This window comes from Nocardioides ureilyticus (assembly GCF_051280745.1).
In the GTDB taxonomy this organism is placed as follows: domain Bacteria; phylum Actinomycetota; class Actinomycetes; order Propionibacteriales; family Nocardioidaceae; genus Nocardioides.
The window spans coordinates 1-21,289 of the sequence record NZ_JBNCOG010000009.1 but is presented as its reverse complement, the minus strand read 5'-3'; the positions used below and the strand labels follow the sequence as shown (position 1 = coordinate 21,289).

The window sequence follows — 21,289 nt, the reverse complement described above, 5'->3', positions numbered from 1 at the left end:
TCGCCGCGGCTGTGGAGACCTCAGCCCACGTGGCGGACGGCGGTGGTGCCCTCCACCAGGTCGATCGCCGGGCCACCCTGGTTGGCGATGTCGACCAGGGCCTCGCGCGTCACGGCGTACACGGTCTCGTCCGGCACCGGCGTGCCGGCCAGCGAGACGAACCGGCCACGCATGGTCGTGGCCGCGGCCTCGGCGCCGGCGGGCGCGCCGTCGACCGAGAGCGTGCGCACCTCGTACAGGTCCTCGGCGAGCCGGTGCAGGACCGCGACGGACGTCGGGCTCCGCCAGCCCAGGCCCTTGATCCGCAGGTCGCGACCGCCCTCCCAGGCGAGCCGCCTGCTGGGCGAGGCCGAGAGGAGCCGGTTCTCGCCGTACCGGAGGCGGCTGACCCGGACCTGGTCGCGCCCGCGGGCGCGGACGACGGCGATGATCCGGGAGCCGTCCCGCGAGACGAGGAAGGAGCGGACGTCCGCACCGCTGATGCCGGGCACCCGCACCTCGACCGGGCCGCCGTCCTCGGTCACCGTCGAGACGCGCGCTCCCGCCGGTGTCCGGTCGACCACCCAGAGCCGGCCCTCGAGGTCCCACGCCGGCCGCAGCAGGTCGGAGGCGCCGCTCACCACGGACACGGCTCCCTCGCCGCTCCCCCCGTCCTGGACGGGCGCCCGCAGCAGCGTGCGGCCTTCGTCGGTCACCGCGGCGACCGTCTCGCCGGCGAGGTCGACGCCGAAGGACCGCACACCGAGGTCCCGGGTGCCCAGGGGCCCGTCGGTCGACGCCAGGGCGCCTGGCACACCGGAGACCAGCAGGCCGTCGCGGAGGCCGAACAGGCGCGAGGTGGCCTGGTAGCCGGAGGGGTCGTAGGGCGCCCCCTCCTCGACGCTGAACTCGGTGACGCCGCCGGGCAGCTGCACCGGCCGCCCGTCGACCAGGAGGCGGAACCGATCGATGGTCGGGACCTGGCGCAGGGTCCAGGCCAGCTGCGCCACGATCAGCCGCACGGCCTCGGGGGTGGGCGTCGGGGCCTCGCCCGGGGTGCCGACGACGATGTCCACGACGTCGTCGACCGGCACCGAGAGCTCCACCGTGGCACCGGCCGGCAGGAAGGTGGTCTCGACCCGCGAGAGGTCGCTCGGCGGACCGGCGAGCAGGGCCGAGACCAGGTTGCTCACGAGCTGGTCGCCCCGCGGCACGAAGACCGGCTCGGGGACGAGCACCTCGGCGTCGGGGTCGAAGTAGTAGAGCGACATCCGCTCGTAGCGCTGCTCGAACCACGACTGCGGCACCACGAGCGCGTCCGGCGCCGAGGCGATGCGGTACTGGCCGTCGACCAGCTCGACCGGGAAGTCCAGGACCTCCTCCCCTGAGGAGACCGGCCCGAGCCACCGGCCGGCGCTGTCGTAGCGCTCGGCCCCCACGAGCCGCACCGACACCGGCGAGCTGCCGCGGGGCGCGACGAAGTCGTCGTAGGTGATGATCCCCTGCTTGGGGCTCCACGAGTCGCGGAACTCGGGCGTGAGGTACTGCCGGGCGACCGACGTGCTGACCGGGATCGCCGTCATGCCGTCGAGGAAGCGGTCGACGATCTCGGCGGGCGGCGCGCCGTCCGGAGGGGGCGGGGGGTCGAAGTAGTACTGGCCGCCGACCTCCGCGTCACCGGTGCCCGCCCCCGCCTCGGTCACCGGGCCCGACTCGGGGAGCGACACGCAACCGGTCAGGACCAGCGAGGCAACCACCGGGGCCACCACGGCGTCCGCCAGCAGGCGCCGCGAGGCCCGGCCCGGCCGGCGGCTCACGAGATCACCTTCGTCAGCCGCTCGCGCGCGTCCGTCGGCACCAGCGGCAGCGGGCTCTGGCGCAGCGTGGCCCCCGCCCGGCGCGGCAGGGTGAGGCGGAACTGCGCGCCCTCGTCCAGCCGGCCCCAGGCCTGGAGCCAGCCACCGTGCAGGTGGGTGTCCTCCAGCGAGATGGAGAGCCCGAGTCCCGTGCCACCGCTGGTGCGGGCGCGCGCCGGGTCGGCGCGCCAGAACCGGTTGAAGACCAGGGCGGCCTCCCCGGGCGCCAGGCCGATCCCGTAGTCGCGCACCGCGATCGCGGCGGCATGGTCGTCCCCACCGACGTGGACGACGACCTGCGCGCGGCCGTCGCCGGGGGATCCGGCGTGGTCGATGCCGTTGGTGACCAGGTTGCGCACGACCCGCTCGACCCGGCGGACGTCGGCCTCGGCCACGCAGGGCCGGTCCGGGGCGCGCACGGAGAGCTCGACGCCGCGCTGCTCGGCCAGCGGGCGGGTGCGCTCCACGATCCGGTGGGCGACGTCGACCAGGTTGACGTCCTCGACCTCCAGGACCGCCGCACCGGCGTCGAACCTGCTGATCTCGAGGAGGTCGACGAGGAGCGTCTCGAACCGGTTGAGCTCGGTCTGCAGCAGCTCCGCCGCCCGTGCGGTCACCGGGTCGAAGTCGGTGCGCGCGTCGTAGAGGACGTCGCCGGCCATCCGGACGGTCGTCAACGGGGTGCGCAGCTCGTGGGAGACGTCGGAGACGAAGCGCCGCTGCACCCAGCTCAGCTCCTCGAGCTGGCGGATCTGCCGCTGCAGGTTGCTGGCCATCTGGTTGAAGGAGAGCGCCAACCGGGCGAGGTCGTCCTCGCCGCGGACCTGCACCCGCTCCTGCAGGCGCCCTGCCGCCAGGCGCTCCGCGACCCGCCGGGCCATCCGGATCGGCGTGACGACCTGCCGGGTCACCAGCCAGGTGAGCCCCGCGACCAGGACCAGGAGCAGCAGGCCCGCGGCCAGCAGCGCGCGGGTGACCAGCGCGAGGGTCTCCTGCTCCTCCTCCAGCGGGAACAGGAAGTACAGCGTCCAGAGCCGGCCGTCCGAGGGCAGCTGCACCTGCGAGCCGACGACGATCCCCGGCGTGCTGGACACCACGCGGCCGTGGTCGTCGACGGTCCGGATCGGCGCGTAGGTCCACGCCGTCTCGGAGCTCTCGGAGAAGTGCTCCAGCAGGGACTGGGGCACGCTGCCCGTGTCGAGGCCAGGGCTGTAGACCGCGCCGCTGGCCGCGAGACCCTCCTCCTCGCTGTCGGGCCCGCCGAGCACGACGTCGAAGCCGCGGGCCTGGCCACGGCTGATGATGGGGGTGGCCAGCTCCGAGGCCTGGGTGGTGGCGTCCGTCTCGGTGCCCGGCACCGCCACCAGCCGCTCCACCGCCTCCTGCGACTCGCTGCTGGCCTCGGCCACGACCGCCTCGACCCGGTTCTCCAGCAGCCCCTCACGGGTCTGCTGCAGCAGGAACCAGCCCACCGCGCTGACCACCACGGCCGAGAGCGCGAGGGTGCTGGCGACCACCCGCGCCTGGATCGAGCGCCGCCAGAAGGTGAGCGCCCGGCGCACGGCCGCCGCGACCTCACGCCACGCCCCGGCGCCCCTCCTAGGCCGTGCCGGCCTTGTAACCGACGCCACGGACGGTCACCACGATCTCTGGGTTCTCGGGGTCGTGCTCGACCTTGGACCGCAGGCGCTGCACGTGGACGTTGACCAGCCGGGTGTCGGCCGCGTGGCGGTACCCCCACACCTGCTCCAACAGGATCTCGCGCGTGAAGACCTGCCACGGCTTTCGGGCGAGCGCCACGAGCAGGTCGAACTCGAGCGGCGTGAGGTTGATCGGCTCCCCCGCCCGGGTGACCGAGTGACCCGGGACGTCGATGACGAGGTCACCGACCGTGAGCGTCTCCGCGCGGGTGGTGGAGTCGAAGCGGCGCACCCGGGCACGGATGCGCGCGATCAGCTCCTTGGGCTTGAACGGCTTGACCACGTAGTCGTCGGCCCCGGACTCCAGGCCCACCACCACGTCGATCGTGTCGCCCTTGGCCGTCAGCATCACGATCGGGATGCCCGACTCGCTGCGGATCTCCTTGCACACGTCGATGCCGTCCTTGCCGGGCAGCATCAGGTCCAGCAGCACGAGGTCGGGGTGGTACTCGCGGAAGGCGGCCATCGCCAGGTCGCCCCGCGTCACCATCCGGGTGTCGAAGCCCTCCTGCCGCAGCACCAGCGTGAGCATCTCCGCGAGGGACGCGTCGTCGTCGACGACGAGGACGCGGCCCTTCGCGGGGACGTCGGGCGCGGTGGACGGCTGGGTCATGGCCTCAATCCTGCCAGCCGACCGGAGCCCCCGGTGCGGCGCCGGGGCCGGTGGCACGTGCTCAGTAGCGGTACTGCTCCGACTTGTACGGCCCCTCGACCGGCACGCCGAGGTAGCTGGCCTGGGAGTCGCTGAGCGTGGTGAGCCGGACGCCGAGGGCGCCGAGGTGCAGCCGGGCGACCTCCTCGTCGAGGTGCTTGGGCAGCACGTAGACGCCGACCGGGTACTCCTCGGGCTTCGTGAACAGCTCGACCTGCGCGAGGACCTGGTTGGTGAAGGAGTTCGACATCACGAACGACGGGTGGCCGGTCGCGTTGCCGAGGTTCATCAGGCGGCCCTCGGAGAGCACGATGATCGCGTTGCCCTCCCCCTCGGGGAAGGTCCAGACGTCGACCTGCGGCTTGACGTTCTTCCGCTCGACGCCCGGGTAGGTCTCCAGGCCGGCCATGTCGATCTCGTTGTCGAAGTGGCCGATGTTGCCGAGGATGGCGTTCTGCTTCATCCGGCGCATCTGGTCGACGGTGACGACGTCCTTGTTGCCGGTCGCCGTGATGATGATGTCGGCGGTCTCGACGACGTCGTCCAGCGTGGCGACCTGGTAGCCGTCCATGGCGGCCTGGAGGGCACAGATGGGGTCGATCTCGGTCACGATGACGCGCGCGCCCTGGCCGCGCAGGGACTCCGCGCAGCCCTTGCCGACGTCGCCGTACCCGCACACCACGGCCACCTTGCCGCCCATGAGCACGTCCGTGGCGCGGTTGATGCCGTCGATGAGCGAGTGGCGGCAGCCGTACTTGTTGTCGAACTTCGACTTGGTGACCGAGTCGTTGACGTTGATCGCCGGGAAGAGGAGCGAGCCCTCGCGCATCATGTCGTAGAGGCGGAGCACGCCGGTGGTGGTCTCCTCCGTGACGCCCTTGATCTCGCCGGCGACCTGGGTCCACCGGTCGCCGCTCTCCGACAGCGAGCGCTGGAGGGCCTCGAAGATGACCCGCTGCTCGGTGCTCGTGGCGGTCGCGGGGTCCGGCGCCTCGCCCTTCTTCTCCGCCTCGACGCCGAGGTGGACGAAGAGGGTGGCGTCGCCACCGTCGTCGAGGATCATGTTCGCGAACCGCTTCTGGCCGTCCGCGCCGTCGGGCCACTGCAGGATCTGCTGGGTGCACCACCAGTACTCCTCGAGCGACTCGCCCTTCCAAGCGAAGACCGGGACGCCCTGCGGGTCCTCGGGGGTGCCCTCCGGACCGACCGCGATGGCGGCCGCGGCGTGGTCCTGGGTCGAGAAGATGTTGCACGACGCCCACCGCACCTCGGCGCCGAGCGCGACCAGGGTCTCGATGAGGACCGCCGTCTGGATCGTCATGTGCAGCGAGCCGGCGATCCGCGCACCGGCGAGCGGCTGCTCGGCGGCGTAGCGCTCGCGCATCGCCATCAGGCCGGGCATCTCGTGCTCGGCGAGCCGGATCTCGGTGCGGCCGAAGTCGGCGAGGCTGAGATCGGCGACCTTGAAGTCCAGCGTCTGGTCCATGGGTGCTCCTGGGGTGCGGCGGCGGTTCCTGCCCTCCGAGGCTAGAACGGCCCGCCGCCGGAGCAGCAATCCTCGACCGCGCCGGCCCGGACGACCGCCCGTCGGCGCGTGCCTTCCCCGGCGGGGCTCAGTGCGCGGCGCCGTGCTCCTTGCGGCCGAAGGGCAGCACGTGCACGACGGCGACGACGACCGCACCGAGCACGAGGCCGAAGAGCGCGGAGGCCGCGGTGTTGACCAGCCAGGCGAGCACCCCGCCGATGCCCTCGACGGCGTGGTGCACCTCCTCCTCGAGGTGGTGCACCAGGTCGTACGGCGCGTGCCAGCCGAGCTCGGCGAGGCCGACCAGCTCGATGTGACCACCGACCCACAGCATGGCGGCCGTGCCGACGGTGGAGATGACGGCGAGCACCTTCGGCATGCCGGCGACCAGCCCGTGGCCGACCTTGCGGGCCAGCGTCGAGGTGCGCTGGGTCAGGCGGAGCCCGATGTCGTCCATCTTCACGATGAGCGCGACGACGCCGTAGACGGCCAGCGTGATGGCCAGGGCGACGACGACCAGGATCGCGGCGCGGCTCCAGAAGCCCTCGTCGGCCACCTCGTTCAGCGAGATCACCATGATCTCGGCGGAGAGGATGAAGTCGGTGCGGATGGCGCCGGCGACCATCGACTTCTCCGCCTCGGGCCCGGACGCGGCGACCGGGGCGGCGTGGTCGTCGTGCCCGGCGATCTTGCCCCAGATCTTCTCGGCCCCCTCGAAGCAGAGGTAGGCGCCGCCGAGCATCAGGATCGGCGTCAGCAGGAACTCGGCGAACTGGCTGAGCAGCAGAGCCGCGGGCAGGATGAAGAGCAGCTTGTTGCGCAGCGAGCCGACGGCGATCTGCTTGATCATCGGCAGCTCGCGGTTCGCGGCGACGCCGTGGACGTACTGCGGCGTGACGGCCGTGTCGTCGATGACCACGCCGGCGGCCTTGCCGGTCGCCCGGCCGGCGGCGGCGCCGACGTCGTCCACGGAGGCGGCCGCCAGCCGCGCCAGCGCGGCGACGTCGTCGAGCAGTCCGAAGAGTCCCGCAGCCATGCCGGGAGCCTAGGGCACGGGCCCGCGACCGACGTGCTCCCGGCCCCGCGCGGGCTCGGCACGCCGGCTCGCGCCCTCCACCGCCTCGGCGATCACCCCGGCCTCGACCGTGGCGCGCTGCAGCTCGTGGGCGTGGGCGAGCCGGGTCTGCGCCGAGCCCACCGGGTCGACGAGGTGCTGCAGGCGCGTGGCGACCGGCGTCCACGCGAGGAGCAGCGAGAGCCCGACGCCCCCGCCCACGGCCAGCACGGCGGCGAGGAGCGGGTGCTGCTCGGCCCAGGACGGGAAGCCCGCGTAGTCCGCGGCCTTGATGCCGAAGCCGTGGAAGAGGTAGACGACCAGCGTCGCCGCGCCCATCCGGCTGAACCAGCCACCCACCCGCGGCACCAGCGCGAGGAAGGCCCAAGCGCCCAGCGTGCCCATCACCAGCAGGCAGGCCCGGGTCAGGAACGCCTGGCCGTCGCTGACGTCCAGCGCCTCGTACCGCGACCGGTAGTAGAGCCACTCCGTCGCCGCCCAGTCGTCGGTGCGGGAGGTGAGCAGCCAGATGGCGACGAGGACGCCGACGGCGCACACCTGCACCCACCGCTCGCGGAGCAGCTCGAGGTGCCCGGGCGTGGCTTTCAGGCCCAGCACGAAGAAGGGCAGCAGCCCGAGGACGCGGGCGAGGTCGAGCGTGTCACCGGCGTAGAGGCCCGCGACGAGGCTGACCAGGACCGCGACGACCACGCCCCCGATCATCGGCCGGAAGACCGGGGTGAGCAGCCGCCAGAAGAAGAGCGCGGAGAGGTACCACATCGGCCAGTGCGGATCGGCCCACAGGTCCTCGAGCCGCTCGCCTCCGACATGGATCCGGAACGCCGCGATCGCCGCCTCGAAGACGACGTACGGCACCGCCACCGTCCGCACCAGCTGCCACAGCCGGTGCCGCTCCCAGGTGAAGGAGCGGGAGAGGTAGCCGGTGACGAAGACGAACGCCGGCACGTGCCAGGCGTAGAGGAAGTCGTACCCGTGGTCGCGGACGTCGCCGGACGGCAGCAGCACGAGCGCATGGCCGACCACCACCAGGGTGACCAGCGCCATCTTGGCGTTGTCGAACCACGGATCACGCTGCACCCCAGGCCGCTACCCGCGCAGGCGGGCCGGCATGCCTAGGAGGTGTCTCACCCGACCGGCGGCCGCCGCGTGCGCCGCCGACGGCTCAGTCGTCGACCAGCCCGAGCCGGAGGTACTCCGCCGCCCACGTGCCCTGCAGCAGCAGCGACGCGTAGCGCGCGACCTCGCTGGGCGCCTCCGTGGTGAGGGTCTCGACACGTACGCCTCGGGAGCCGGCGGCGTCCAGCAACCGTCGGCGGTGGCCGAGCAGGACCGGGTCCTCGTTGCCGTCGTCGAGGACCAGGAGCGTCGGTCGCAGGTCTCCCCCGCCCTCGCTGAACGGGTCGTCGAAGACGTCGCGCGGGCGGGCCGCCTCGATCACCGGCAGCACCTGCTCCACGTCGCCGGCGAGCGCCGTGCGCCCGCTCGCGCGCCGGATCGACTCGGCGACCCGTCGGGCGGCCCGGGCCGCCAGCACGGAGCCGCCCCAGACCACGGGGGCGGCGTCGGCCAGCGCGATCGCGAGCATCTTGGCCGGGTTGATCGACAGGTCCCGGTGGGGCGAGCAGGTGACGGCCACCTCGTCGAGGGCGTCGGCGACGACGTCCGGCTCGGCACTCGGGCCGAGCCCGATCTGGTCGAGGAAGGAGAGCACCACGACCGCCGTGGCCAGCGGGTCGCTGGTGGAGATCGGGAAGATGGTGCTCCACCGGCCCGCCGCGTGCTCACCGACCAGCGAGGTCGGCGGACAGGCGACCACGACCTGGCAGCCGCGGCGCACCGCCTCGGCCACCGCCGACGCCGTCCCCCGGTCGGCCCCGTCCGGCGCCAGGACGACGACCAGGTCGAGCGAGCCGGCCCATCCGGGCAGGGTCGGGCCGGGCCACGCTACGAACGGCACGGGACACCACGGTTCGAGGACGGCCCGCAGCAGCCGGGAGTCCGGACCGGCGGCGATGACCGCACGCGGGCGCGCCTCGCCGTTGCGGGCGACGGCCTCGGCCACCGCCTCGGCCACGTCGCTGCACTCCCGGCGTACCCGGGGGCCGGACTCCGCGAGGGTGCGGAACCGCAGGTCGGCCGCCCCGATCGCGGTCTCGTCGTCGAGGCGGGACTCGTCGAACCAGGTCATCGCCGGCTCACGGCTTCCGGGCCTCGTCCACCAGGAGCACCGGGATGTCGTCCCGCACGGGGTAGGCGTTGCCGCACTCCCCCTGGCAGACCAGCTCCTCGACCCCGGCGTGCTCGCCGGGCTGGAGGTCGCCGTGGCACTGGGGGCAGACGATGATGTCGAGCAGCCCTTGGTCGATGTTCATCAGCCCTCCTGGCGGATCATGGCGAGGACCTCGTCGCGGACGGCCGCCATGGTCGGCTCGTCCTTGCCCTCGGCGTTGAGGCGGAGCAGCGGCTCGGTGTTCGAGGGCCGCACGTTGAAGGTCCAGTCTGCGTGGCTCACCGTCAGCCCGTCGAGGTGGTCGGTGGCGACCCCCTCGCGACCGGCGTACGCCGCCTCGAGGTGCGCCAGCACGGCCGCCTGGTCGCCGACCGTCGAGTTGAGCTCCCCGCTGACGGGGTAGCGCTCGTACGGCGCGAGCAGCCGGGAGAGCGGGACGTCGACCTCCGCCAGCGCCGCGAGCGCGTGCAGCGCCGCGAGCATGCCGGAGTCGGCGCGCCAGAAGTCGCGGAAGTAGAAGTGGCCGCTGTGCTCACCGCCGAAGACCGCGTCGGTCTCGGCCATGGTCGCTTTGATGAACGAGTGGCCCACCCGGGTGCGGACCGGCGTGCCGCCCAGCTCCGCGACCAGCTCGGGCACCGCCCGGCTGGTGATCAGGTTGTGGATGATCGTCGCTCCGGGCTCCTTGGCCAGCTCCCGCGCGGCGATGAGCGCGGTGAGCGTGCTCGGCGAGACGTTGCGTCCCTCCTCGTCGACGAGGAAGCAACGGTCGGCGTCGCCGTCGAAGGCCAGGCCGACGTCGGCGCCCGTCTCGAGCACCGTGGCCTGGAGGTCGCGGAGGTTCTCCGGCTCGATCGGGTTCGCCTCGTGGTGCGGGAAGGTGCCGTCGAGCTCGAAGTACATCGGCACCAGCTCGACCTGACCGGGGCCCAGCCGCTGGAAGACGGCCGGTGCCGTGTGCCCCGCCATGCCGTTGCCGGCGTCGACCACGACCTTGAGCCGGCGGCCACGCACCGGTGCCAGGGAGAGCAAGTGCTCGGCGTACGCCGCCAGCACGTCCTGCTCGGTGACGGAGCCGGTCGGGCCGTCCGGGGGTGCGGCGGCCGGGGCACCCGATCCGACGAGGTCGCGGACCTCGCCCAGCCCGCTCTCCATGCCGACCGGCTGTGCGTGCGCCCGGCACAGCTTGATGCCGTTGTACTGGGCGGGGTTGTGGCTGGCGGTGAACATCGCACCCGGCACGCCGAGGTGGCCGGAGGCGAAGTAGAGCTGGTCGGTGGAGGCCAGACCGATCTGCACCACGTCGGCGCCCGCGGCGGTCGCTCCCTCGGCGAAGGCCGCGGCCATCGAGGGGCTGCTCGGGCGCATGTCGTGCCCGACCACCACGGTGCGGGCCCCGACCACCTCGACGAAGGCGCGGCCGGTCGCGCGGGCGAACGCGTCGTCCAGCTGGTCCGGCACCGTGCCGCGGACGTCGTACGCCTTGAAGACGGCGGCGACGTTCGCCGGGTCGAGGGTGTCGGCCATGGCCGCACCCTAACGATGCGCGCGTCGACTGCGTCAGTCGGTGCTGAGCACCCGCAGGTGCCCGCGGCGTCCACGCTCCCGGCCGCCCTCCTCCGAGGGAGGGAGCCGCACCACCTGCGAGACCGGTCGGGCCGCCTCGCGGACGGCGTCCGCGAGCGCCAGCAGGTCGTCGGTCGAGGGTCCCTGGGCCGCCGGGTCCGGGGCCAGGCGCAGCACCTCCCAGCCCCGCGGGGCCGAGAGCCGCTCGCTGTGGGCGTCGCAGAGGTCGTAGGCATGCGGCTCGGCGTAGGTGGCGAGGGGCCCGAGCACGGCGGTCTGGTCGGCGTAGACGTAGGTGAGCGTGCTGGTCGCGCGACGGCCGCAGGCGGTGCGGCTGCAACGACGGGCGGTACTCACGCCCAGACCGTACCTCCCGAGGGCGCCGGCTCGGTCTAGGCTCGCGGGATGGAACAGCCGGCGCCCCGCCACCGTCGCACGCGCGACCGCCGGGGCCGTGGCCAGCGCGGGCCGGGCGTCGTGCCGCGGGTGCCGGGCCGCCCGGAGCTGCGCACCGCGCGGGAGCGCTTCGACGACCTCGTGCTCGACATCGTCACCGAGGTCGACACCCGCTGGCAGGACCACCTCGGACTGGTGGAGTACGCCGTCGAGGACGCCCCTCAGGTGCCGGACGACTGGGACCCGCCGGTGGTGCCGCTCGCCTCGCTCGTGCGCGGGTCGGGAGGCGAACCGTCGCGCATCGTCGTCTTCCGGCGCCCGATCGAGCACCGCGCCGAGAGCCGCTCGGAGCTGGAGGCGCTGCTGCACGGCGTGGTGGTGGAGCAGGTCGCCGAGCTGCTCGGGGTCGAGCCCGGCGTCGTCGATCCGCGGTACGGCGACGACGAGGACTGAGGCCTGCGGCCGGGTGCCTGTCACGGTGGTCGAGCCTGTCGAGACCACGCCCCCTTTCGGTGGTCGAGCTGGCTGATCGGTGGTCGAGCCTGTCGAGACCACGCTCTATTCGGTGGTCGAGCCTGTCGAGACCACGCCCCCATTCGGTGGTCGAGCTGTCGAGACCACGCCCCATTCGGTGGTCGAGCCTGTCGAGACCACGGCCCGGCGGTCGAGCAGGGCGACTCTCGGTGGTCGAGCCTGTCGAGACCACGGCCCCTTTTGGTGGTCGAGCAGGGCTTCGGTGGTCGAGCTTGTCGAGACCACAACCCGGCCCGGCGGTCGAGCCCGCTCGCCTGTGCAGATCACGGTCGGGACGCGCCCTGTGGACAACTCGCGGACCGGCCCTGACGTGCGGAAACAGTATCTGGGACTGTCGGTGGCGGGTGCTTGAGTGGGGTCATGGCCAAGGACCTGCGACCCGGCGGAGACCACCCGGTCTCGCGTGCGGTCGCGCGGCTGCGTGAGGAGCTGGACGGGCTGGCGGAGGTGCCGTTGTTCGGCCTGGGGCCTGGGGAGACCGGCGCGACGCTGGTGGAGCTGACGCGCTTGGCGGCGCAGGTCGCGGAGCTGGAGCTGCGGGTGGCCGCGCACGCTGGTGAGGTCGGTGTTGAGCAGCAGACCGGTGCGACGTCGACGGCGAGCTGGTGGGCCCACGCCACCAAGCAGGACCGGCGTGCCGCCGCCGGCCGGGTGCGGCTCGCGGAGGCGTTGGGGCGGTTCCCCCTCGTGCGGGAGGCACTCGCTGCTGGTGGGGTGAACGCCGAGCAGGCCCGCGTGATCACCCGGGCGTTGGACGCGCTCCCCGACGACCTCGACACTGAGGTGCTGGCCAAAGCGGAGCAGCACCTCGTCACTGAGGCCGCCGACCACGGCCCCAGGGCGCTCGCCATCATCGGCAAGCACCTGCTCACCGTCATCGCACCCGAGATCGGCGAGGCCCACGACGCCCGTGCGTTGGAGCGGGAGGAGCAGGCCGCTGCGGCGCGCGCCTTCCTCACGATCTGTCCCGACGGTCGCGGGAGCATGGTGGGGAAGTTCAGCGTCCCCGAGGCGCAGGGACAGATGCTCCACAAGGCCCTGCTGGCGCTCTCGGCGCCCAAGCACCTCACCGCCACCGACGGCGCCGGCACCTACGAACGCCGCCCCTCACCCGAACGCCTCGGCACGGCATTGGTCGAGCTGATCGAGCGGTTCCCCGCCGACCGGCTCCCCGACCTCGGCGGCACCAACGCCACCGTCGTGGTCACCATGGACCTCCACACCCTCCTCGGCGGCCTGCGCCACGCCTCCCTCGACACCGGCGGCGTCATCTCCGCCGCCCACGCCCGCCGCCTCGCCTGCGAAGCAGGCATCATCCCCGCCGCCCTCGGCACCCACAGCGAGGTCCTCGACCTCGGCCGCACCACCCGCCTCTTCACCAAAGCCCAACGCACCGCACTCAACCAGCAACAACCCACCTGCACCACCGTCGGCTGCGACTGGCCCGCCCACCTCTGCCACGCCCACCACGACACCCCCTGGCACTCCAGCGGGCCCACCGACCTCGCCAACGCCCGCAACCTCTGCCCCCACCACCACGCCCGCATCCACGACCCCACCTACGACACCCAGCGACATCCCGACGGCAGCGTCACCTTCCACCGACGGACCTAGGCCGACGGCACTACACGCGTGGTCTCGACAAGCTCGACCACCGAAACAGCCTGCTCAACCACCGAACAGGCCCGTGGTCTCGACAAGCTCGACCACCGAACAGGACGTGGTCTCGACAAGCTCGACCACCGAAACAGCCTGCTCGACCACCGAACGTGGTCTCGACAAGCTCGACCACCGAAACAGCCTGCCCGACCACCGGGCCCGGCCAGGGCTCAGGACGCGGGGAGCCCTGGCCGGACTGCGGGGACCAGGCCGGAGAGCACGAGCTCGCGCAGCCGGACGACGCTCGTGCCGCCGCCGTCCCCGCCGGCGAGGACCGCCGCGACCACGGGAGTGCGCTCGGGGGTGACGGTGAGGCGCACGGTGCCGTCGGGCAGGTCGACGGCGAAGCCGCGGTCGGGCGTGAGGCCGACCCGGCGCGAGGCGAGCTCCTCGCCTGAGGCGTCCTGGGCCACGATCTCGACCGCGCCCGTCGACTCCGCCCCGGTGACCAGCAGCCGCTTCGTGCCGGGAGGCACGAGCGCGGTGGTCGGCCCCGCGAAGGCACCGGCCGGCACGGCGTGGGAGAGATCCCCGCCGACGAAGGAGCGCAGCGTCGCCGTGACCGGCGCGGTCGCGGACACCTGGAGGCCGATCGCGCCGTCGCGGGCAACACCGGCGAGGGCCACGCCGAGGTCGACCCGTTCCACGCTCTGGGGGCCGACACGGACCTCCTTCATGCCCTCGGGTGTGAAGACCGACTGCTCCCCCACGACCCGGATCGCCGCTCGCACCTCCGAGTCGCCGGGATTGGCCAGCAGCAGCGTCCGCGCGCCGGGCCCCGCGGGCAGGCCCAGCAGCGTCGACTCCGCCTGCGGCTCGGCTTGCCCGGACAACCACTCCTGAGCACGCACACCGGCGCCCAGCTCGTCGACCGTGTCGAGGACCGACGCGTGCACCCGGCCGCGCTGCGTGGTCACCCGGAGCGCCAGCTCGTCACGGCGCGGCACGATCTCGGCCAGGTCCAGCCGCAGCGCCTCGCCCCCCGGGACCGACACGCCACGGAGCGCCGGAACGTCGACGACGCCGGACCGGCCGGTCACCACCACGTCGACGATCGCCGGGCCGTTGTCCGGGTTGACCAGCTCGATCACCGAGGAGTGCCCCGCCGCGGCACCGGCACCGGTGAACCACTGCTCGGGAGCGGGCGCCCGGCACTCCGTGGCAGCCAGCGGCTGCTCGTCGAACCTGCTCGCCACCAGGCCGGGAGCCAGCCCGTCCTGGCCCTCCACCACGACCGGGCCGTCGTCGGTGTCGACGGCCGCGACCTCACCGGCGCGCACCCGGACCCGCTCGCCGGCGACCTCCAGCCGCCCCGAGCCACCCGCGCCGCTGGTCACCAGGGTCGGCGTCGGTCCCGACCGACCCGGGGGGCAGACGAGCGACACCGCGGACAGCGCCGTCTCCGTCGGCGGCCGGCCCGGCGCCGACGGCGGCTCCGTGCCGGTCAGCAGGACGGCGCCGCCGGTGACGAGCGGCAGCACGACCGCGAGCACGACGGTCACGTCCGGACGCCAGCGGGTGGACCGCGCCGGCCGCCGGCTCGAGGCGCTCATGCTCTCTTCCGTTCCACGACCCGGCGGGTGGTCGGCGCACACAGCACCAGTACCCACACCAACGCCACGCCCTGGACGACCAGCAGCAGCACCCGCCACCACGACCCGGGTCCGTCGACAGCGTCCTCGGCCACCGGACGGTCGACCTGCCAGGCGCGCATGCCGAGCTCACCGGCGCTCGCCTGGTCCAGGCCGGCGGTCGCGTCGAGGGCGGCCGCCACGTCGCCGTCCGCGGGCGCCGGCAGCACGACGTACTCGATCCCTCGGTCGGCGAGGTCGCCGACCAGCGCGGGGGTGGGGCGGGAGACCAGGGCGCGGACGTCGTCGGTGAGGCCGGTGTCCTCCGGCGCGAGCGCGAGGATCTCGTCCTCGCCCAGCGTGACGCCGTCGCCGCGCCGAACCACCCAGCGCAAGCCGTCCTCGACCGACCCGCGGAGGACCAGGATCCCGCGGCTCTCGTCGGCGGTCGCGGCCTGGACCATGTACGCCGGGATGCCGTCGGTCGGCTCGTCGTCGAGCCGGCTGTCGACGGTGAGGAACCACGCCAGGCCACCGAGCGGCACCACGCTCGCGACCGCCGTCAGGACCGCCGCGACCCGCCGCGGGGCTCCCTGACCGCCGAGGACCGCGGCCACGACGAAGGCGCCGTGCAGCACGAGCACCAGGACGCCGAGCGCGGGGCCGACCTCGACCGCCGCGAGGGAGAGGGTGACCGTCGAGAGCACCGCGGCGGTGCCCGCCGCCACGGCCGCGACGATCCAGCAGACCAGGACCGGCACGCGGGTGCTCCGCGGGACGAGCGCGGCCAAGGCCAGCGCGGGCACGACGACGCCGAGCCACCACGGCGCGCCGAGGGCGTCGGCCAGGCCACCGAGCCGGCCGGCAAGGAGGTCGAGGCCGTCGACCGTCGGCCCCGGCACCCGGCCGGGCCCCAGGAGCAGCCCCTCCGCCGCGCGCTCGGTCACCGACGGCAGCCACCACGGCGCGAGCAGGGCGAGCGGCACGGCCAGGGCGACGACGGGCGGCCCCCACACCGACCGGTCCCGCAGGCCCGAGCGGACGACGGCGTACGACGCGGCGAGGACCACCACGCCGAGCACCACCGCGAACGGCCAGACGACCGGGGCGAACGCCGCGGTCAGGGCCAGGAGCGCGCCGGTGCGCCACCCGGCTCGCCACCGGCGGTCGGCCTCCGGGTCGGCGAACCCGAGCGCGGCGTGGGCCAGCCACGGGAGCACGGCCGCGCCGACCACCGGTCCCAGCCGGCCCGCGCCCCACGCGCCGCTGGCCACGGCCACCAGCGACCAGGTCGTGGCGCCCCACAGCAGCAGCCACCGAGGGGCGCCCCGCGGCGAGACGAAGCGGCCCACCACCCGCAGCAGGCGCCAGGCACCCCACAGCGCAACGGGCGCGGCCAGGACGAGCACGGCGCTGACCGCGGCGGTCGTCCCGACGAGGGTGCCGAGCAGCGCGAGCGGGGCCAGGTACGGCGGTGCCGGGACGCCCGTCCCCTGGCCGAGCGCGTGCCAGTGCTCGAGGTGGAGCTCCCGCCACTCGCCCACCGACTCGGGGACCGGCGAGAGGCCGCCACCGGCCACGGCACCGTAGGCGTCGCGGGCACCGACGAGCAGGGCGAGGACCACGACGGCGAGGGCGACGGCCACGGGATTGGTGAGGAAGCGGGCGACGACGCCGGTGTCGGCGTACTCCTCGTCCTCGTCGAGGTCCCGGCGGCGGGCCGCCATCGACGACGGGTCGAGCGCGGCCCGCGCGGCGCGCCGCCGCTCCGCGACGTCCGCGGCCTGGTTGGTCGCCGCCGCGGCGAGGTCGCTGAGGAAGTCCAGGCCGTGGCGGTAGGGCAGCCACGGCGGCGCGAGCAGCCGGCGCACGTCGGCCGGCTCCCGGACCTGACGGCGCTGGCGCTCGCGGCGGGCGGCGTGGACCGCGCCGGGCCGGGAGTAGACCGAGACGAGGGCCGCGAGCTCGTCGAGAGCCTCGCCGACGGAGCGGACGAGCAGGAAGCCGACGACGCGCAGCAGGGTCCCGAGGCCGAGCCGGACCAGCTGGAACGGAAGCGAGCGGGCGCGGGAGTTGGCCAGCAGGGTGAAGAGCGCCGCGCGGCGCTCCTGGTAGTGCGTGTGCCGCCCGGTCAGCGGCGTGCGGCGCAGCCCCCGGTGGGCGGCCTCGGCGTGGAAGACGACGGCCTGCGGCACGACGACGGTGCGGTGGCCGGCTGCCGCGGCACGCCAGCCGAAGTCGACGTCGTTGCCGAAGATCGGCAGCTGGTCGTCGAAGCCGTCGAGCGCCTCGAGCACCGAGCGGCGCACCAGCATGCCTGCGGTGTTGACCGCGAGCACGGTCCGGACCTCGTCGTGCTGTCCCTGGTCGTACTCCCCACGCTCCAGGCCGGTCTCGCGGCGCCCGGTGCCGGAGATGGTGAGGCCGACCTCGAGCAGCCGCCGCAGCGAAGGCCACTCACGCAGCTTCGGGCCGAGCACGTCCGCGTCCGGGTCCTGGCGGGCGGCCTCGAGCAGCGCCTCGAGGGCGCCGGGGTCGGGGTTGCTGTCGTCGTGGAGGAGCCACACCCACTCGGCGTCACCGGCGTGGGCCAGGCCGAGCTCGACCGCGGCCGGGTACGACGTCGCGCGCGGCGCCTCGACGAGGCGACCGGCGGGCAGGGTGGTGAGCGCCGCCTCGACCAGCTCCCGGCTGCCGTCGCGGCTGCCGGTGTCGACGGCCACCACCGCGTCGACCGGCCGGGTCTGTGCCCGCAGGCCCTCGAGCACCGCCGGCAGCCAGCGGGCTCCGTCGTGGCTGACCAGCAGCGCGACGACTCGACCCGGGGCGACCACGTCGGCAGACCCTACGGGGACCGCGCGAAGCCCCCGAAATACGAAGGACCCCGACCGCTCCCGGTCGGGGTCCCCTTCTCAGACGACCGCGCTCTTCTTCAGCTTGCGGCGTTCCCTCTCGGAGAGCCCGCCCCAGATGCCGAACCGCTCGTCGTTCATCAGCGCGGACTCCAGGCACTCGGTCCGCACCTCACAGCTGAGACAGACCTTCTTGGCCTCCCTCGTCGATCCACCCTTCTCGGGGAAGAACGCCTCGGGGTCGGTCTGGGCGCACAGGGCACGCTCCTGCCAACCTGTTTCCTCGGCGTCCCCGTCGAGGAGAAAGAGTTCTCTCACGGCACTCGCCCTTTCGACCCGGTGATGCATGTGTGCTGCTGCCCGGTGTCCCAACGACACGCCGACAGTCAACAATGACACTGTGGGAATTACATGCCTGTCGTGCACCAGGAGTCAAGCCCGGATCTGCTATAGGCCCACAACCACCCGATCGGGCCATGCCCGGCACCGCCCGGGCCACCGTCCGGCTGGCCCGCCGTCGACGGGATGATGGCACCCATGATCAAGCAGATCACCGTCCTGGCCGGCGGCACCGGCGGGGCCCGTTTCCTGCAGGGCCTGCTCCACGGCATCGCGACCGGCGCGCTCCCCGGCGTCGCCGAGGACGCCGAGGTCACCGTCGTCGCGAACACCGCCGACGACCTGTGGGTCCACGGGCTCAAGGTCTGCCCCGACCTGGACACCGTGATGTACACGCTGGGCGACGGCATCGACCCAGTCCGGCGCTGGGGTCGGCGCGACGAGACCTGGAGCGTGCGCACGGAGCTGGCGGAGTACGGCGTGGAGCCGACGTGGTTCGGGCTCGGCGACCGCGACGTCGCGACGCACCTGGTCCGGACCCAGATGCTCGAGGCGGGCTACCCGCTCTCGCAGGTGACCGAGGCCCTGTGCCGGCGGTGGCTGCGACCGACGTACGGCGACCGGGTGCGCCTGCTCCCGATGACCGACGACCGGGTGGAGACCCACGTTGCGATCGCCGACGACGACTCACCCAGCGGCCGCCGAGTGGTCCACTTCCAGGAGTACTGGGTCCGCTTGCGCGCCTCGGTGCCGGCCGAGGCGGTCGTCGTCGTGGGGCTCGACCAGACCACTCCGGGCCCCGGGGTCCTCGACGCGATCACGGACGCCGACCTGGTCCTGCTCCCGCCGTCGAACCCGGTGGTCTCCGTCGGCACGATCCTCGGCGTCCCCGACGTGCGTGACGTGCTGCGGGTGACCCGCGCACCAGTGGTGGGCCTCTCCCCCATCGTCGGGTCGAGCCACGTCCACGGCATGGCCGAGCAGATGCTGACCGCCATCGGGGTCGAGGTCAGCGCCGGCGCGGTCGGCCGCCACTACGGCGCCCGCTCGGCCGACGGCGTGCTCGACGCCTGGCTGGTCGACGAGCGCGACGCCGAGCAGGTCGCCGAGGTGCGGGCGGCGGGCATCCGGTGCGACGCCGTACCGCTGATGATGACCGACGCGGACGCCACCGCGGCGATGGCCGCCGCCGCCGTCCGGCTGGCGCAGGGATGACCCCGGCGCCTGGAGCACCTCGTGGGACCGGCGGCCCCCGCGGCCCCCTGGTGGTGACCGCACCCGACGGTGTCCCGGAGGTGCGGGCGGGCGACGACCTGGCCGGCCTGCTGCTGGACCTGGCGGAGCTCGCCGACGGCGACGTCGTGCTCGTGACGAGCAAGGTCGTCAGCAAGGCGGAGGGCCGGGTCGTCCCCGGCGCGACGCGGGACGACGTGCTCGCCGACGAGACCGTCCGCGTGGTGGCCCGCCGGGGGCCCACGACCATCGTGCGCACCCGGCACGGGCTCACCATGGCCGCGGCGGGCATCGACGCGAGCAACGTCGAGCTCGGGTCCGTCGTGCTGCTGCCCGAGGACCCCGACGCCTCGGCCCGGCGGCTGCGGTCCGAGCTGCGCGCGCGCACCGGCCGGAACGTCGGCGTGGTCGTCACCGACACCGCCGGCCGGGCCTGGCGCGAGGGCCAGACGGACATCGCCATCGGCGTCGCAGGGCTCCTGGTGAGCGAGGACCACGCCGGTCGGGTCGATGCCTACGGCAACCCCCTCGCCGTCACCGCGCCCGCGGTCGCCGACGAGCTGGCCGGAGCGGCGGAGCTGGCGCAGGGCAAGCTGGGCGGCCGGCCGTTCGCCGTCGTCCGCGGGCGGGCCGACCTGGTGCTGGCTCCCGACGACGACGGACCCGGCGCCCGCGCACTCGTGCGGCCCGAGGGCGGCGACCTCTTCGGGTACGGCGCCCGGGAGGCGGTCGTGCGCGCGCTGCTGGGCGACTCCGCGGACCGGGCGCCGTTCGGCGCGCCCGCCCCCGCGGAGGAGCTGGCCGCGGTCCTGGCCCGCGTGACCGCGGCGGAACCGACGCCGGAGCCGGGCGGGCTGCTGGTGCGGACCGACCGTCCGGAGGCGGTCGCGGCGCTCGCCTTCGCCCACGGGTGGCAGGTCGAGCTGGAGCAAGCGGAGGTCCGCTCCGCCGTCGTGGCACGGCTGCGACCGGCAGTCTCCTAGACTTCCGGCCTGAGAGGTGCGGTACCCCAACCGCTCCCGCCCCACACCCCCGAGTCCTCGAGGAACACCGCGCCGTGGCCAAGAAAGCCAAGAACGACCGTCAGGCGGTCATCGACCAGATCCGCAAGAAGCAGAAGAGCGCCGACAAGCGGCGCAGCTCCGCGATCATCAGCGTCTGTGTCCTCGTCGCCCTGTTGATCGTCGGCGCCGCGGCGTACAAGCCGATCGTGGACTGGTGGGACCTGCGCAAGTTCAACGACATCGAGCTCGCGTCGATCGGGGGGCCGGCCTCGGTCTGCCAGGAGATCACCACCGAGCCGGCGACCGAGGGCAGCGGCAACCACGTCGACACCGGCACCCAGGTCGACTACGAGTTCGCCCCGCCGGCCTTCGGGCCGCACTGGAACGAGCTGAACGTCGCGCCCGACCCGATGGAGCGGAAGTTCTACAGCGCCGGCGACCGCCCCGAGCTCGAGTCGCTCGTGCACAACTCCGAGCACGGCTACACGATCCTCTGGTACGACGAGACGGCGGCCGAGGACGAGCAGATGATGGACACGATCCGGGCGATCGCCGACAAGTTCAAGGGCACGTCCAACATGCGCCTGAAGTTCAAGGCGGTGCCGTGGACCAGCGAGGACGGCGAGCCCTTCCCCGACGGCCAGCACATCGCTTACACCCACTGGTCGATCGGCGGCGCCGACGCGGCCGACACGACGAACCAGGTCGGCGTCTGGCAGTACTGCTCGGAGCCGTCCGGCGAGGCGCTCGAGGACTTCATGATCGAGTACCCCTACATGGACTCCCCCGAGCCGAACGCCATGTGACCCGAGCCGGCCCCGGCCCACCGGTCGGGGCCCGGTTTGCCCGGGCGTGGCTGTGCCCCCGCCGGGTGGTGCTGCGGCGGGGGTGGGGGGCGGGGTGGTTACTGGTCGGGTGGTTCGCCGGCCACGGGTCTGGCCTGGGGTCTGGTCTTGGCTGGGCCGGGGCGGTCGTGGTGGTGGTGATGCCCGTTGGCGTCGTGGGTGCCGGTGGGGTCGACGAGGTAGCGCAGTCGGTGCGGGCTGGTCCACAGGTAGGTGCCGGCCACGAGGGGCTCGTAGGTCCAGCCGCCGTGGGTCTTGATCCGGTGGTGGCGG

The 21,289-nt window shown here is 73.8% G+C and carries 18 protein-coding genes and 1 pseudogene; 5 read left to right on the top strand and 14 right to left on the bottom strand.

The genetic code is table 11. The features are described from left to right. Positions 1-20 precede the first annotated feature (20 nt). The 10 genes from ACSMHG_RS06795 to ACSMHG_RS06750 all read right to left on the bottom strand — a co-directional run bounded on the left by ACSMHG_RS06795 (position 21) and on the right by ACSMHG_RS06750 (position 10,940). Entirely contained in the window at positions 21-1,796 is a 1,776-nt protein-coding gene (locus tag ACSMHG_RS06795) for an LpqB family beta-propeller domain-containing protein (protein WP_435743002.1), read from the bottom strand. Continuing rightward, positions 1,793-3,397: an MtrAB system histidine kinase MtrB gene (mtrB, locus tag ACSMHG_RS06790; RefSeq protein WP_435743000.1), complete on the bottom strand. Its 1,605-nt coding sequence runs from the start codon at positions 3,395-3,397 to the stop codon at positions 1,793-1,795. The genes ACSMHG_RS06795 and mtrB overlap by 4 nt, the downstream gene beginning before the upstream one ends. Positions 3,398-3,434: 37 nt before the next feature. Then, positions 3,435-4,148, bottom strand: coding sequence for an MtrAB system response regulator MtrA (gene mtrA, locus ACSMHG_RS06785; protein WP_435742998.1), 714 nt, complete (start codon positions 4,146-4,148; stop codon positions 3,435-3,437). Between the two features lie 61 nt (positions 4,149-4,209). Further along, entirely contained in the window at positions 4,210-5,673 is a 1,464-nt protein-coding gene (ahcY, locus tag ACSMHG_RS06780) for an adenosylhomocysteinase (protein ID WP_435742996.1), read from the bottom strand. Between the two features lie 127 nt (positions 5,674-5,800). Continuing rightward, on the bottom strand, positions 5,801-6,748 hold the full coding sequence (locus ACSMHG_RS06775) for a DUF808 domain-containing protein (RefSeq protein WP_435742994.1): 948 nt from the start codon (positions 6,746-6,748) through the stop codon (positions 5,801-5,803). 9 nt (positions 6,749-6,757) lie between these two features. After that, positions 6,758-7,864, bottom strand: a complete 1,107-nt coding sequence (locus ACSMHG_RS06770) for an acyltransferase family protein (RefSeq protein ID WP_435742992.1) — start codon at positions 7,862-7,864, stop codon at positions 6,758-6,760. 85 nt (positions 7,865-7,949) lie between these two features. Further along, the gene (locus ACSMHG_RS06765) at positions 7,950-8,975 is read right to left on the bottom strand and encodes an SIS domain-containing protein (protein ID WP_435742990.1); all 1,026 of its coding nucleotides are present in this window, start codon (positions 8,973-8,975) and stop codon (positions 7,950-7,952) included. A gap of 7 nt (positions 8,976-8,982) precedes the next feature. Then, a complete protein-coding gene (locus ACSMHG_RS06760) occupies positions 8,983-9,159 on the bottom strand; it encodes a Trm112 family protein (RefSeq protein WP_435742988.1) in 177 nt (58 codons plus the stop codon). Further along, positions 9,159-10,544: a phosphomannomutase/phosphoglucomutase gene (locus ACSMHG_RS06755; protein ID WP_435742986.1), complete on the bottom strand. Its 1,386-nt coding sequence runs from the start codon at positions 10,542-10,544 to the stop codon at positions 9,159-9,161. The genes ACSMHG_RS06760 and ACSMHG_RS06755 overlap by 1 nt, the downstream gene beginning before the upstream one ends. A gap of 33 nt (positions 10,545-10,577) precedes the next feature. After that, a complete protein-coding gene (locus tag ACSMHG_RS06750; protein ID WP_435742984.1) occupies positions 10,578-10,940 on the bottom strand; it encodes a DUF3499 domain-containing protein in 363 nt (120 codons plus the stop codon). Positions 10,941-10,988: 48 nt separating this feature from the next. On the opposite strand from ACSMHG_RS06750, the gene ACSMHG_RS06745 reads away from it, so the two are divergent. Both ACSMHG_RS06745 and ACSMHG_RS06740 read left to right on the top strand, forming a co-directional pair. Next, complete coding sequence (locus tag ACSMHG_RS06745; protein WP_435742982.1) at positions 10,989-11,432, top strand: metallopeptidase family protein; 444 nt, start codon at positions 10,989-10,991, stop codon at positions 11,430-11,432. Positions 11,433-11,873: 441 nt separating this feature from the next. Further along, positions 11,874-13,127, top strand: coding sequence for an HNH endonuclease signature motif containing protein (locus ACSMHG_RS06740; RefSeq protein WP_435742980.1), 1,254 nt, complete (start codon positions 11,874-11,876; stop codon positions 13,125-13,127). A gap of 215 nt (positions 13,128-13,342) precedes the next feature. Here ACSMHG_RS06740 and ACSMHG_RS06735 read toward each other — a convergent pair whose 3' ends face one another. The 3 genes from ACSMHG_RS06735 to ACSMHG_RS06725 all read right to left on the bottom strand — a co-directional run bounded on the left by ACSMHG_RS06735 (position 13,343) and on the right by ACSMHG_RS06725 (position 17,913). Next, the gene (locus ACSMHG_RS06735) at positions 13,343-14,725 is read right to left on the bottom strand and encodes a DUF5719 family protein (protein ID WP_435742978.1); all 1,383 of its coding nucleotides are present in this window, start codon (positions 14,723-14,725) and stop codon (positions 13,343-13,345) included. Then, the gene (locus tag ACSMHG_RS06730) at positions 14,722-17,577 is read right to left on the bottom strand and encodes a glycosyltransferase family 2 protein (RefSeq protein WP_435742976.1); all 2,856 of its coding nucleotides are present in this window, start codon (positions 17,575-17,577) and stop codon (positions 14,722-14,724) included. Before ACSMHG_RS06730 ends, ACSMHG_RS06735 begins: the two co-directional genes overlap by 4 nt. Before the next feature lie 78 nt (positions 17,578-17,655). Beyond that, on the bottom strand, positions 17,656-17,913 hold the full coding sequence (locus ACSMHG_RS06725; protein WP_435742974.1) for a WhiB family transcriptional regulator: 258 nt from the start codon (positions 17,911-17,913) through the stop codon (positions 17,656-17,658). 219 nt (positions 17,914-18,132) lie between these two features. On the opposite strand from ACSMHG_RS06725, the gene cofD reads away from it, so the two are divergent. From cofD to ACSMHG_RS06710, 3 genes are all read left to right on the top strand, one after another. Beyond that, positions 18,133-19,149 (top strand): 2-phospho-L-lactate transferase, encoded by a 1,017-nt coding sequence (cofD, locus tag ACSMHG_RS06720; protein ID WP_435742972.1) that lies wholly within the window; start codon positions 18,133-18,135, stop codon positions 19,147-19,149. Between the two features lie 53 nt (positions 19,150-19,202). Further along, complete coding sequence (gene cofE / locus ACSMHG_RS06715; protein WP_435742969.1) at positions 19,203-20,150, top strand: coenzyme F420-0:L-glutamate ligase; 948 nt, start codon at positions 19,203-19,205, stop codon at positions 20,148-20,150. A gap of 74 nt (positions 20,151-20,224) precedes the next feature. Then, positions 20,225-20,977, top strand: a complete 753-nt coding sequence (locus ACSMHG_RS06710; protein ID WP_435742967.1) for a DUF3105 domain-containing protein — start codon at positions 20,225-20,227, stop codon at positions 20,975-20,977. Positions 20,978-21,075: 98 nt separating this feature from the next. On the opposite strand, the pseudogene ACSMHG_RS06705 reads toward ACSMHG_RS06710, so the two are convergent. Further along, a pseudogene (locus tag ACSMHG_RS06705) lies at positions 21,076-21,289 on the bottom strand (hypothetical protein); the annotation flags it as partial.

Excerpts from the sequence above, each read along its gene's own strand:
- ACSMHG_RS06775 (WP_435742994.1), bottom strand. The coding sequence starts at position 6,748 with ATGGCTGCGGGACTCTTCGGACTGCTCGACGACGTCGCCGCGCTGGCG.
- ACSMHG_RS06740 (WP_435742980.1), top strand. The coding sequence starts at position 11,874 with ATGGCCAAGGACCTGCGACCCGGCGGAGACCACCCGGTCTCGCGTGCG.
- ACSMHG_RS06745 (WP_435742982.1), top strand. The coding sequence starts at position 10,989 with ATGGAACAGCCGGCGCCCCGCCACCGTCGCACGCGCGACCGCCGGGGC.
- ACSMHG_RS06755 (WP_435742986.1), bottom strand. The coding sequence starts at position 10,544 with ATGGCCGACACCCTCGACCCGGCGAACGTCGCCGCCGTCTTCAAGGCG.
- ACSMHG_RS06765 (WP_435742990.1), bottom strand. The coding sequence starts at position 8,975 with ATGACCTGGTTCGACGAGTCCCGCCTCGACGACGAGACCGCGATCGGG.
- cofD (WP_435742972.1), top strand. The coding sequence starts at position 18,133 with ATGATCAAGCAGATCACCGTCCTGGCCGGCGGCACCGGCGGGGCCCGT.
- ACSMHG_RS06760 (WP_435742988.1), bottom strand. The coding sequence starts at position 9,159 with ATGAACATCGACCAAGGGCTGCTCGACATCATCGTCTGCCCCCAGTGC.
- ACSMHG_RS06735 (WP_435742978.1), bottom strand. The coding sequence starts at position 14,725 with ATGAGCGCCTCGAGCCGGCGGCCGGCGCGGTCCACCCGCTGGCGTCCG.
- mtrA (WP_435742998.1), bottom strand. The coding sequence starts at position 4,148 with ATGACCCAGCCGTCCACCGCGCCCGACGTCCCCGCGAAGGGCCGCGTC.
- ahcY (WP_435742996.1), bottom strand. The coding sequence starts at position 5,673 with ATGGACCAGACGCTGGACTTCAAGGTCGCCGATCTCAGCCTCGCCGAC.